Annotated in this window: 14 protein-coding genes; 6 read left to right on the forward strand and 8 right to left on the reverse strand. The window is 64.4% G+C overall.

Features of this window, described 5'->3' with window-relative positions; genetic code table 11:
* Nucleotides 1-29 precede the first annotated feature (29 nt).
* Together BMX07_RS25790 and BMX07_RS15985 are read right to left on the reverse strand one after the other, a co-directional pair.
* On the reverse strand, nt 30-188 hold the full coding sequence (locus BMX07_RS25790) for a DUF7563 family protein (RefSeq protein ID WP_449289580.1): 159 nt from the start codon (nt 186-188) through the stop codon (nt 30-32).
* A 155-nt stretch (nt 189-343) separates the two neighbouring features.
* A complete protein-coding gene (locus BMX07_RS15985) occupies nt 344-529 on the reverse strand; it encodes an HVO_0416 family zinc finger protein (protein ID WP_090619456.1) in 186 nt (61 codons plus the stop codon).
* 142 nt (nt 530-671) lie between these two features.
* On the opposite strand from BMX07_RS15985, the gene ubaA reads away from it, so the two are divergent.
* Nucleotides 672-1,526 carry an SAMP-activating enzyme E1 gene (gene ubaA, locus BMX07_RS15990; protein ID WP_090619459.1) on the forward strand — a complete coding sequence of 285 codons (855 nt, stop codon included), beginning with the start codon at nt 672-674 and terminating at the stop codon, nt 1,524-1,526.
* A gap of 22 nt (nt 1,527-1,548) precedes the next feature.
* Here ubaA and BMX07_RS15995 read toward each other — a convergent pair whose 3' ends face one another.
* Together BMX07_RS15995 and BMX07_RS16000 are read right to left on the reverse strand one after the other, a co-directional pair.
* Nucleotides 1,549-2,451: a DUF5518 domain-containing protein gene (locus BMX07_RS15995; RefSeq protein ID WP_090619461.1), complete on the reverse strand. Its 903-nt coding sequence runs from the start codon at nt 2,449-2,451 to the stop codon at nt 1,549-1,551.
* A 120-nt stretch (nt 2,452-2,571) separates the two neighbouring features.
* Nucleotides 2,572-3,357 (reverse strand): SDR family oxidoreductase, encoded by a 786-nt coding sequence (locus BMX07_RS16000; protein ID WP_090619961.1) that lies wholly within the window; start codon nt 3,355-3,357, stop codon nt 2,572-2,574.
* Nucleotides 3,358-3,465: 108 nt separating this feature from the next.
* Between BMX07_RS16000 and BMX07_RS16005 the strand changes: the two genes are divergently transcribed.
* On the forward strand, nt 3,466-3,789 hold the full coding sequence (locus BMX07_RS16005; RefSeq protein ID WP_090619463.1) for a DMT family transporter: 324 nt from the start codon (nt 3,466-3,468) through the stop codon (nt 3,787-3,789).
* 34 nt (nt 3,790-3,823) lie between these two features.
* On the opposite strand, the gene BMX07_RS16010 is transcribed toward BMX07_RS16005, so the two are convergent.
* The 4 genes from BMX07_RS16010 to BMX07_RS16025 all read right to left on the reverse strand — a co-directional run bounded on the left by BMX07_RS16010 (nt 3,824) and on the right by BMX07_RS16025 (nt 6,625).
* Nucleotides 3,824-4,282, reverse strand: coding sequence for a Tfx family DNA-binding protein (locus BMX07_RS16010; protein WP_090619465.1), 459 nt, complete (start codon nt 4,280-4,282; stop codon nt 3,824-3,826).
* Nucleotides 4,283-4,509: 227 nt separating this feature from the next.
* Nucleotides 4,510-4,863 (reverse strand): hypothetical protein, encoded by a 354-nt coding sequence (locus BMX07_RS16015; RefSeq protein ID WP_175480180.1) that lies wholly within the window; start codon nt 4,861-4,863, stop codon nt 4,510-4,512.
* 112 nt (nt 4,864-4,975) lie between these two features.
* Nucleotides 4,976-5,968 carry an MBL fold metallo-hydrolase gene (locus BMX07_RS16020; RefSeq protein ID WP_090619470.1) on the reverse strand — a complete coding sequence of 331 codons (993 nt, stop codon included), beginning with the start codon at nt 5,966-5,968 and terminating at the stop codon, nt 4,976-4,978.
* A gap of 189 nt (nt 5,969-6,157) precedes the next feature.
* A complete protein-coding gene (locus tag BMX07_RS16025; RefSeq protein WP_090619473.1) occupies nt 6,158-6,625 on the reverse strand; it encodes a TRAM domain-containing protein in 468 nt (155 codons plus the stop codon).
* Nucleotides 6,626-6,831: 206 nt separating this feature from the next.
* Here BMX07_RS16025 and BMX07_RS16030 point away from each other — a divergent pair, with 206 nt between their 5' ends.
* The 4 genes from BMX07_RS16030 to BMX07_RS16045 form a co-directional block, all read left to right on the forward strand.
* Nucleotides 6,832-7,623: an electron transfer flavoprotein subunit beta/FixA family protein gene (locus BMX07_RS16030; RefSeq protein WP_090619475.1), complete on the forward strand. Its 792-nt coding sequence runs from the start codon at nt 6,832-6,834 to the stop codon at nt 7,621-7,623.
* On the forward strand, nt 7,620-8,576 hold the full coding sequence (locus BMX07_RS16035) for an electron transfer flavoprotein subunit alpha/FixB family protein (RefSeq protein ID WP_090619478.1): 957 nt from the start codon (nt 7,620-7,622) through the stop codon (nt 8,574-8,576). The genes BMX07_RS16030 and BMX07_RS16035 overlap by 4 nt, the downstream gene beginning before the upstream one ends.
* Before the next feature lie 283 nt (nt 8,577-8,859).
* Nucleotides 8,860-9,927, forward strand: coding sequence for a BMP family lipoprotein (locus BMX07_RS16040; protein WP_245742133.1), 1,068 nt, complete (start codon nt 8,860-8,862; stop codon nt 9,925-9,927).
* Nucleotides 9,928-10,032: 105 nt separating this feature from the next.
* Nucleotides 10,033-11,150, forward strand: a 1,118-nt coding sequence (locus BMX07_RS16045; RefSeq protein ID WP_139210933.1) for a HAMP domain-containing protein, incomplete at its 3' end; no start/stop codon positions are given.

The following is an 11,150-nucleotide window of genomic DNA, read 5'->3' on the forward strand; positions in this document are numbered from 1 at the left end:
CGTGGGTTTTCTTCGACAGGAACTCCCGGTCAGGGATCTCGGGGTGAGCGGGCATCTCGGACGTCGGCACCGTCGCGGATTTTGTCCTGGCAGTCCGGACAGACGCGCGGATCGTCGACCCCGCGCGGGGTGAAAACCCGGGCGTACGCGTCCGTGACGAACGCGCCGCAGTTCTGGCATTCCGGCATGAGTCTTCTTAATGGGATATGACCAGTGCGGGATTATAATTGTATCGAAGCTTCGGTGAAAAAACCGCCGGAAAGCGGTGGTGCTCGTTCGTCGGACCTGATAAAAGGGGGGGACGAGCGACGACGAACCGCGATTCGCTACCGAATCCGCTGCGTTACGTCGCTGGCTCCCACCCGCAGACGGTACAGGAGTGAGCGGAAGTGTCGTGGAGTCCGCCACACTCCGGACACTGCTTCTTGTTATACTCCTGCTCCCACCCTACTCGTTCGACCGAGTGACCGCGATCGGACAGGAATTGATCGATGACGTCGTCACCGGCATCGTCGGGTGAGGTTGCCATAAGTGTGTGAACGTACACCACACTATTAAATCGTGTGGTCGCTGAAGATCCTGCCTCCACCGTCGGCGGCCGAACGAATCGGCCGGCTGATCGGCCTAGACCGACCCACGGACTTTTCTCGCTCTCGAGCCAACTTCCGTCTATGAGCGACCTGCGCCTCGATGCGACCCAGCTCGATCGCTATTCGAGACACGTCATCATGGACGAGATCGGCCCCGAGGGCCAGCAACGGCTCCTCGAGGGCTCCGTACTGATCGTCGGCGCGGGCGGCCTCGGCTCGCCGGCGATTCAGTACCTCGCCGCGGCCGGCGTCGGCCGACTGGGAATCGCCGACGACGACGTCGTCGAACGGTCGAATCTGCAACGCCAGATCGTCCACAGCGACGGCGACGTGGGCCGCCCGAAAGTCGAGAGCGCGGCCGACTACGTCGCGGCGCTGAACCCCGACATCGACGTCGAGACCCACGAGACGCGGGTCACGCCGGACACCGTCGACGACCTCGTCGCGTCGTACGACGTGGTCCTCGACGCGAGCGACAACTTCGCCACTCGGTACCTGCTCAACGACCACTGCGTCCTCACCGGAACCCCGCTCTCTCACGGCGCGATCTACCGGTTCGAGGGACAGATCACGACCTTCACGAACGAACGCGACGGCGACGACTCACCGCCGTGTTACCGCTGTATCTTCCCCGAAGCACCCGAACCCGGCACCGTGCCCGACTGTGCCACCACGGGCGTACTCGGCGTCCTCCCGGGTACCGTCGGCTGCATCCAGGCCACCGAGGTCGTCAAGTATCTGCTCGAGACGGGCGACCTGCTCGAGACGGGCGACCTGCTCGAGGGACGGCTGCTGCTGTACGACGCGATGGACATGCGTTTCGAGGAGGTTCCGGTTCGGCCGAACCCGGCCTGTCCGGTCTGCGGTGACGACCCCGAGATCGAGTCCGTCGCCGACGTGGCCTACGAGGGGACCTGCGAGATTTCGGCGGACTGAGCGCGACCCCGACGACGACCGGCTACGGCGTACCGACGCGGCGGCGTCTACCGGTCAGGTAGACCACCGACGAGAGCCAGAGCGCGACGACGAACCCGTACACGCCGTCCCCCGACGGGTTCGCCGACTCGAGGAAGGTCGCTCCCTGGGAGACGAGCACGTAGACGCCGAGCGGCGCGCCGACGTACGCCCAGTAGTTCGGCACCCAGTCACGTCCCACTTCGTGGAGCGTGACCGCGTCCTCGAAGAGCGCGACGATGGCGACGACGGAAAACGGGACCAGGGCGAGCAACGCCAGCACCGAAATGGCGAATCCGGCTCCGTTGTCGGGCCCGAAGACGAACACGGAGAGCACCGCCGCCGGGGCGAAGAGGACGTACGCGGCGATCCATCGCCACCAGCCGGACGCGTCGCCGTCCGGATTCTGGCGCGCCCGCGAACGGGCCCTGTCGCGGGCCCGATCGCCCCGCACGGCCAGCCAGTCGCCGACGACCGCACCGATCGCCCCCGAGAGGGCGAACAGGCCGACGGCGAACGGGATCGTAACGGGGAGCAAGGCAGCGGCGATCGCGGCCTGCCATCCGGACAGATACCGAACGAGCTCGAGTACGCTGATCGTCGCCCAGAGTACCGCGGGGACGGAACCGACGACGCCGGCGACGATCCCGGCCCGTCGGCTCGCGGCGGGTCGCTTGCCGTAGCGAATTCCTTCGAGCAGCCCGACGTCGCCGTTCGGCGCAGATCGGTCGGCGTAGTGGAAGCCGACGAGCAAGCCGGCTCCGAACGCGGCCGTGCCCGAAACCGTCGTCGGAGCGGATTCCCACGAGAGGACGACGGTGAACGGAATCGACACGAGTCCGACCAGGACCGCCGTTCGGAACCGCTCGTCGGTCAGGTCCGCGAAGGTGTTTCGACCCGGGGACATCAGATTTCCTTACTGTCACTACACTGCAGTAATTGAAAGGTCCTGCGGTCCGACTCACCGCCGACCGCATCCACCGCTCGAGCGCGCTCCCGGCAGCGTCGCGTCCGATCCGCGACCGCCTCAGCTCCGCAACAGCCCGCCGTCGATCGGCACCTCAGCCCCGTTGACGAAACTCGAACGCGGACTCGAGAGGAACGCGACGACGTCGCCGAGTTCCCGCGGTTCGCCGATGCGGTCCATCGGGATCTCGCTCGCCATCGCTTCCAGCCCCGCCTCGTAGTCGTCGTACGTGCCGCGCTCGATGCCGGCCTCGATCAGTTCTTCGATCCGGGCCGTCTCGATCGTCCCCGGCAGGACGGCGTTGGCCCGGATCTCGGGCGCGAACTCCCGCGAGACCGTCTTGACGAGGCCGATCACGCCCCGACGCACCGAGTTCGAGAGCAGCAAACCGTCCGCGACCTCCCGAACCGTCCGCGAGGTGATGCAGGTGATCGTCCCGTGCGCCGACTCGAGCAGGTGGTCGTAGGCCGCCTCGATCGTCCAGACGACGCTCATCACCAGCAGGTCGTAGGCCTGATACCAGTCCTGTTCGTCGGTCTCGAGGAACGTCGTGCTCGGCGGACCGCCCGACGAGGTGACGAGGTGGTCGATCCCGCCGAAGGCGTCGACCGCCTCGCTCACGAAGTGGGAGACGTCGTCGGGGGCCGTGAGGTCCGTCTGCACGGCGAGGACGTCGCCCGATCCCGTCGCCGCGAGGTCCGAACGGGCGTCCTCGAGTCGCCGTTCGTCCCGGCCGCAGATCGCGACGTTCGCGCCCGCTTCCGCGAGCGCCTGTACGCTCGCGAACCCGAGGCCGCTCGAGGAGGCCGTCACCAGTGCGCCGTTGCCGTCGAGGTCGAAGTCCATATCGGAGTCGACGGCGGCGGCGTACAAATCTCTCGGGGAGCCGTGCGATTTCGACCCGTCGATCGAGATCAGAACAGATACTTCCGCGAGCGGGGAACTACGACTACGATGTCCTGGCCGCTGCTGTTCCTCGCCGGACTGCTCGAGATCGCGTGGGCGATCGGATTGCAGTACTCGGACGGATTTTCGAAACCGGTTCCGACGGTCGGAACCGCGATCGCGATGATTCTGAGTCTGATTCTGCTCGCGAGAGCGATTCGCGAACTCCCGATCGGAACGGCGTACGCGGTCTGGACGGGTATCGGGGCGGTCGGGACGGCGTTACTCGGCATCGTCCTGTTCGACGAACCGGTGACGGCCGCTCGGCTCGCGTTCATCTCGCTCATCGTCGTCGGAATCGCCGGACTGCACTCCGTCTCGACCGTCCACTGACCGCGAGCGAGCGGCGTTCGGGACCGTCCCCTCGTCAGTCCTGATGGCGGACGCGAACCATCCCGTTGGACGTCACGCCGACGATCAACGGCGTCGATACCTGTCGGCCGGTGACGGCAGGGCCGGCGGCGTCGCTGACGACTTTCATCAGGTCCGGGGCGGTGTGATCGACCTTGACGCCGGCCTCGTCGCAGGCGTCGTAGACCAGTTGTGGCACGTCGTAGAGGTCCGTTCCGGCGGGAACGCGAACCCGGACCGGCGCGCGGAGCGCCTCCGCGAACGCGATCGTCTCCCGCGCTTTCGCGACGTTCTCGCGGGCGCTAGACTCGATCGAGGAGACGTTGGCTCGCGAGGTCCCCAGTGCGTCGGCGATGTCCGCCTGCGAGACGTCGCGTTCGCGCAGCGCGAGCACCTGCGCCTGTCGGTAGGTCAGCACGTTGGTCTCCGGATCGAATCCGATCTCCGCGAGGAGTTCCTCGACGTCGTCGATCACGGCGACACCCCACGCCCGCGTCCACAGGCTCGCGTGTCCATACCGTTATCTAGTTTTCGGCGGGATCAAAGCTTCCACGGTCTCGGTACCCGCGGTCGCCGATTTCGGCGTCGGCAACCGATTCCGAACGAGAGCACGACTCGCGGCACCGCCGGAGCGACGGACGGAAGCGACGGTCGACTGCCGGATCGCAACCGGCAAACGAGGGTGGACGGTCGCCGCTCGAGTCAGTCGGCCGACTGGCCGGGTGCGACGTACTCGTCTTCGGCCGGCGTGTCGGTGACGGACCGATGCGCCTGCCGGGCCAGCGAGCGGACGAATCGACCCACGTTCGCGGGACCGTCGTGCGGGCCGGGCGATCGGTAGCAGACGATCAGCGACCACATCGTCGCGACGCCGAGCGAACCGAACGCCGAGAAGCGCATTCCCATGGTCGCGTACGTCGCGGCGTAGACTGCGCCGATCGTCATCGACGGGACGCTCGAGCCGAGCGGAATGTTGGCGGTCACGTCACGGACCGTCGGTGCGAGGAACACGATCGAGAGGACGCTCCCGGCCAGAAACACCAGATCTTGCCACATCATGCCCAATCATAACTCGAGAATGAGTAAATACTTCTCGGTGCGCGACGGTGCGTGCGACGGCGGCCCACTCGCTGTCGATCAGCGGCGAGCCGACGTCGACGCGACGGGGTCAGTACTCGAGCGTCCAGCGCTCCTCGTCGGACGCCGCGAGTTCGTCGGCGACGCCGTCGGCCAGTCGATACTCGGTCCCCTCGCGGACGACGGTGCCCGCCCGCTCGAGGTGCTCGAGGTGTGCGTAGGACTCGCCGGGGCCGTGGAGGATGTGGATGCCCTCGAGATCGCCGAACAGGTCGGCGCTGACCGTCCACGTATCGCAGGGACCGAGCCGATCCAGCGCGTCGAGGACTCGCCAGGAGCGCTCTTCGTGATGGTCGATGATGTGCCGAGCGCGATCGGCGGGGTCGTCGATCGGATCGCGATGGCCCGGCCACGCGCGGTCGTAGCCCGCGTCGACGATCTCCTGCAATGCGCGGAGATACCGCTCGAGCGGCCGATCGACCCGCACGTCCGCCCCGCCGACGTTGGGCGTATAGACGGGGAGCAACGCATCCCCGGAGAACACCTGCCGTTGCCCGTCGAACTCCGCCCGGAACATGCTGAGACCGGCCGCGTGCCCGGAGGTGTGGACCACCTCGAGTTCGGTGTCGGCGACGGCGAACGTCTCGCCGTCCTCGAACGCGGTTACGGTCGGCGTCTCGACCGTCGTTTCGCCGTCGACCATCCGCTCGAGCAGCGCCGCCTGGTCGTCCTCGGGCATCCCCCACTCTTCGAAGTACCGCTTCTGGCGGTCGTGCATCGCATTCCAGGCGTCCTCGTCGCCCTCGACCAGCGGCGCGTCGGCGGCGTGAACGTACACCTCGGCCCCACTCTCGGCCTGAATCTCACCCGCCAGTCCGCAGTGATCGTGGTGCCAGTGGGTCAGGAAGATCCGGTCGACGTCGGCGAACGCGAGGTCGCGTTCGGCCAGCGCCGCCTCGAGTTGCTCGCGAGTCGTCGCCATCCAGTCGCCGGTATCGATCAGTACCGTCTCCGTGCCGTCCGAAAAGAGGTAGGCGTTGTTGTCTCCCTCGAAAGCCGAGTTCGACAGCGGAATGCGTTCCATGCACCCATATCGCATGAGAACCGAGAAAACGTTATGTGAAGCGGCACACGACTCGCCGCGGGACGCGTTCGTCGGGCCAGCCGGCGCTGGGAGAGCGCGTGACGACCCGTCGTGAGGGTCCGGAGTACCGCGTTCCGGACGGAAAAACCGCTCAGAAGCGCACCGCCCGACTGTCCACTCGAGGGCGCTTCAGGAGCCCCAGAAGTTATCGCGGCTGCCGAGGCGCTCGCGCTGTGGACCGTCGTCTTCCGACTCTTCGGCGTCGGTGTCGACGTCGTCCCCAGCGGCGTTTTCGTCGTCGTCCTCGCCATCGTCGTCGGGGTCCATCGGCAGGAGTTCCAGTTCTTCCGCACGTGCGTGATTGCTGTGAACTCGCGTAATCTCGACGCGCGCACGGGCCTCCGGGAGGACCCCGTCGACCATCACGATGAACCCGTCTTCGGTACGGCCGACGCCGGCACCGCTCTCGTGCATGTCGACGACGTCGATGACGACCTCCTCACCGGACTTGACCGGCTGCGTCTTGAGGTCCTCGATCGGCTGGCTGTAGTGGTTACACCACTCCTTGCCACCCCGATCACCGTAGTGTTGACATCCCATTCCCGAGATCCGCTCGGAGAAGCTCGGGCAGTCGTCGGCGAGTGGACAGTCTGCCATGATCGACACTACCAGCGGTGGCGTTAAACCGTTTCCGTCTTCGAGATCGTTCGAGCGGAGAAACGAAACGCTGGTAGCGAACGCCGGTCGAACCGGTAGCAACCATAGCACGAGCCGGACGATTCACAAAACCTGGTAACTGAACGCCTTCCGCAGGACGGGCGGTTTCGAAAAGGTTTACGGTATGGACGTAGCAGTGACAAACGATGAAAATTCTCGTTACGGTCAAAGAGGTGGCGACCGTCGAAGACGAGTTCGAGATCGAGGGAACCGAAATCGCAGACCAGTACCTCGGTGCCGACCTCAACGAGTGGGACGACTACGCGGTCGAAGAGGCCGTTCAGCTCCAGGAAGATGGCATCGCCGACGAAGTCGTCACGGTCACTATCGGTCCGGAAGACTGCGAACAGACCATCCGACAGGCGCTCGCGAAAGGTGCCGACCGCGCCGTCCGCGTCTGGGACGACTCCCTCGAGGACGTCGACCTGCTCGACGTCAACGCCAAGACGGAGATTCTCAGCGCCGTCGTCGAGGAAGAGGACCCCGACCTCGTGCTGACGGGCGTCCAGGCCGGCGACGACAGCTTCGCCGCGACCGGCGTCTCCGTCGCCGAGAACCTCGGCTTCCAGTGGGGAGCCGTCGTCAACCACCTCGATCACGAGTTCGACGACGGCGTCGCCTCCGTGCGACGCGAACTCGAGGGCGGCGTCGAGGAGCTCACCGACATCGAGCTCCCCGCCGTGTTGACCATCCAGACGGGTATCAACGAGCCCCGCTACGCGAGCCTGCGTGGCATCCGACAGGCACAGCGGAAGGAACTCGACGTCAAGGGCCTCGCCGACATCGGCGTCGACGAGAGCACCATCGAAACCGAACTCGAGCTGACGGACATGTACGAGCCCGAGAGCGAGAGCGACGTGACGACCTGGGAAGGGAGCGCCGAGGAGACGGCCTCGGAGCTGGGTGAACTGCTCCGCGACAAGGGGGTGGCACAATGACGGACGTCCTCGCAGTCGCGGACCACCGTCGCGGCGAACTGCGCGACGTCAGTTACGAGATCATCACCGCCGGTCGCCAGCTCGCCGACGAGACGGGCGGCGATCTCCACCTCGCGGTCATCAGCGGCACCGTCGACGAGTTCGCCGAGAAGCTCAACCGCGAGGGCGTCGACGCGATTCACACCGTCTCCCACGGTGAGGAGTTCAACCACGACATCTACACGCAGACGATCACGCAGCTGTACGACGAGCTCGCCCCGCAGTACGTGCTGACGCCCAACAGCGTCAACGGGCTCGACTACGCCCCCGCCATCGCCAACGAACTCGATCTGCCGGTCGTCACCGACACGATCGGCCTCGACAACGACGGCGAGACGCTCGTCGCGACCCGCGAAATGTACGGCGGGAAGGTAGAGACGACCAACGAACTCACGGGCGACGCGGTCGTGACGATCCGCGGTGCCGAGTGGCCCGCTGCGGAGGGCACCGGCGACGCCGCGATCGAAGCCTTCGACGCGGACATCGACGAGGACGCCATCGGCTCCACGGTCTCGGGATTCGAGGAGGTCGGCGGCGGCGACGTCGACATCAGCGAGGCCGACCTGCTCGTCTCGATCGGCCGCGGGATCGAGGAAGAGGAGAACCTCGACCTGATCCGCGATCTGGCGGATGCGCTCGGTGCGACGCTGTCGTCGTCCCGTCCGATCGTCGACAACGGCTGGCTGCCCAAGAACCGGCAGGTCGGTCAGTCCGGGAAGGTCGTCACCCCTGACGTCTACATCGCGATCGGCATCTCCGGAGCCGTCCAGCACGTCGCCGGCATGAAGGGCTCCGATACGATCGTCGCGATCAACACGGACCCCAACGCGCCGATCATGGACATCGCCGACTACGCGATCGTCGACGACCTCTTCGACGTCGTACCGGAACTCATCGAGGAGTTCGGCGGGTAAGCAGTCGTACCGCGAGTGTCACAGATGCTCGCGGATTTTTTGGTCCAAATTTCTACCTGAGTAGCGGTTTCTTCGGACGCTGGGAGACGCACGACGTATTTCTCCGCCGTTCCCGATGGCGTCACACGGGTAGCTAGCAGCACCAGATTACGATACTATTCCGGATGCTATCTCACAGACTGCCATACAGTATAAGTGACTGTACTTATACGATAGTATATGTTAAGGCAACATAATGGGCGAGGATATAAACAATATGATGTGCTATAGCAGGCGACATTTATTGAGCGGGTTTGCAGGGGTCGGAGCGGTTTCCCTGGCGGGTTGCTCCGGCGAGAGCAGTGCACCGACCGATGATGAGGAGACGTCGACAGCCGGATCGAACGGCGACGACGACACGATCAACGTCGGAATGGTGTACGCAACAGCCGGACTAGACGATAAGGCGTTCAACGACATGGCTCACCGCGGCGTCCAGCAGGCCCGGCTGGATTACGACATCTCCTTCGATTACAAGGAACCCGAACTGGAGGAGATGTCCACGGCCCAGCGGGACTTCGCCGAGTCGACCGATCCCAACTACGATCTCATCTGTTGCATCGGCTTCGACCACGTCGAAGGGCTCGAGCAGAATGCCGACGAGTTCCCCGAGCAGCGGTTCGCTATCGTCGACACGGTTGTCGAGAAGGAAAACGTCGCAAGCTACATTTTCGAAGATCAGGAAGGGTCGTTTCAGATGGGGTATTTAGCGGCGCAACTGACGACGAGGGATTTTTCGGCTGGAACGAGTTCGGTCGATTCCAGCGAGGCGACCGTCGGATTCATTGGCGGAACCGAGATCCCGCCGGTGAAGAAGTTCGAAGCGGGATACGCCGCAGGCGTCGACTACCACGATCAAAGCGTCGAGGTGCTCTCGGAGTACGTCGGCGACTTCGGTGACATAGCGGGTGGCAAACGGGTCGCCAACCGGATGTACGACGAGGGAGCGGACATCATCTATCACGCCGCCGGCGGGACGGGAATCGGCGTGTTCCAGGCCGCCCAGAATCGCGACCGATTCGCGCTCGGCGTCGACACCGATCAGACCCGGAGTAACCCCCGGTACTCCGACATCATCCTCGCGAGCATGACCAAACGCGTCGACACCGCCGTCTATCGGTCCATCGAGAGCATCGTCAACGACGAATATCAGGGCGGGAGCGTTCTCCCGCTCGGGATCGACGAGGATGGTGTCGAGACGGTGTACGGGAGCGAAATCGGTGGCGAAATTCCCCAGGCAGTGAAATCCAATCTCGAAGAAACCCGCGCAGAAATCGTCGACGGAGAGATCGGGATTCCATCGGAGCCGTAACCGAACCGACCGCAGGAGACGTGGCTCGTCCGACGCCGAGTACACGAGCACACTGACCGACGACTACCAGAACATACCGTTCACAACACAGTCGATACAGTAAAAATGGAAGATAGTAACCACGAATCAGACGACCGATCGAGAGGGACACTCGCGACGATCGCGAGCGCGCTAGTCCCGTCGTTCATCCAACGTCGCTACGCTCTCAAGTTCCTCGTCTCGATATTGATCGTCGTGATCGTCATTTCGTCCGTCGGAGCCTACGGATTCCTCCAGGCGGAAGGCGCTGTACGGACGAGTACCGAAAATCAACTGACGGAGACGAGCGAACTCCGCGCCGACTCGCTGAACGAGTGGCTCGAAAAGATGAACCTCCAGACCCGCACGGTGTCGGCAGGAAAACCGTTACAACAGAACGAACAGCAAGCGGCGTATCTCGTGACGGAACAGGAACGAATGAGCGACGATGTTCTCGCCGTCCACCTGATCGACACCGGCGAGGGCACCGTCAAGACGAGCACCGAATTCCCACTCGAGGGGATCGCGCTGTCAGATCTCGAGGAGCGTGACGTCCCGTGGGCGAACGCCGACGTTCCGTCCGGCGCGGGCGAGAACGACAAGGTCTGGATGTCGTCGCGATCGTACCGCTCGCCAGTGATGGACGACAAACCGGTGATCGCGTTCGCGAGTTCGGTTCCAGACCAGCCCAATCAGTACGTCGTCGTGATCGCACGAGTGCAAGGTCACCTCGACCGGATTCAGAACAGTGAAACGAATCAGGAGACCCAGATCATCAACACGAACGGGGAAACGGTTCTGCAGATCGATCAGGAGGTGGACGCCGACGTGCACGAGTCGCACATCAACGATACACGGCAGAACGGCTCGGTCCTCTTCCAGAAGACTGACCAGGAAGCGCACGCGTACGCGTACGTAGAAAAATCTGATTGGGTCGCCATCACGACCGTCGACAACGAACACGCCTTCGCGGTCCGGGATACGGTCGCACAGAACGTCGGGTTGATCATCGTGTCGGCGCTGCTGACGCTCTGTCTCGTCGGGTTCGTACTCGGCCGGCAGACCGTCGTCCCGCTGACGGCACTCAGAGAACGAGCCCAGCGGATGGAGGAGGGCGACCTCGACGTCGACCTCCAGACCCATCGGACCGACGAGATCGGCCGGCTCTACGACGGGTTCGACAGCATGCGCAACTCGCTGCGAAA

It is taken from the genome of Natrinema salaciae (genome assembly GCF_900110865.1).
Lineage (GTDB): Archaea > Halobacteriota > Halobacteria > Halobacteriales > Natrialbaceae > Natrinema > Natrinema salaciae.

Coding starts and splice junctions, on each gene's coding strand:
- BMX07_RS25790 (WP_449289580.1), bottom strand. CDS start 188: ATGCCGGAATGCCAGAACTGCGGCGCGTTCGTCACGGACGCGTACGCC.
- BMX07_RS15985 (WP_090619456.1), bottom strand. CDS start 529: ATGGCAACCTCACCCGACGATGCCGGTGACGACGTCATCGATCAATTC.
- ubaA (WP_090619459.1), top strand. CDS start 672: ATGAGCGACCTGCGCCTCGATGCGACCCAGCTCGATCGCTATTCGAGA.
- BMX07_RS15995 (WP_090619461.1), bottom strand. CDS start 2,451: ATGTCCCCGGGTCGAAACACCTTCGCGGACCTGACCGACGAGCGGTTC.
- BMX07_RS16000 (WP_090619961.1), bottom strand. CDS start 3,357: ATGGACTTCGACCTCGACGGCAACGGCGCACTGGTGACGGCCTCCTCG.
- BMX07_RS16005 (WP_090619463.1), top strand. CDS start 3,466: ATGTCCTGGCCGCTGCTGTTCCTCGCCGGACTGCTCGAGATCGCGTGG.
- BMX07_RS16015 (WP_175480180.1), bottom strand. CDS start 4,863: ATGTGGCAAGATCTGGTGTTTCTGGCCGGGAGCGTCCTCTCGATCGTG.
- BMX07_RS16020 (WP_090619470.1), bottom strand. CDS start 5,968: ATGGAACGCATTCCGCTGTCGAACTCGGCTTTCGAGGGAGACAACAAC.
- BMX07_RS16025 (WP_090619473.1), bottom strand. CDS start 6,625: ATGGCAGACTGTCCACTCGCCGACGACTGCCCGAGCTTCTCCGAGCGG.
- BMX07_RS16030 (WP_090619475.1), top strand. CDS start 6,832: ATGAAAATTCTCGTTACGGTCAAAGAGGTGGCGACCGTCGAAGACGAG.
- BMX07_RS16035 (WP_090619478.1), top strand. CDS start 7,620: ATGACGGACGTCCTCGCAGTCGCGGACCACCGTCGCGGCGAACTGCGC.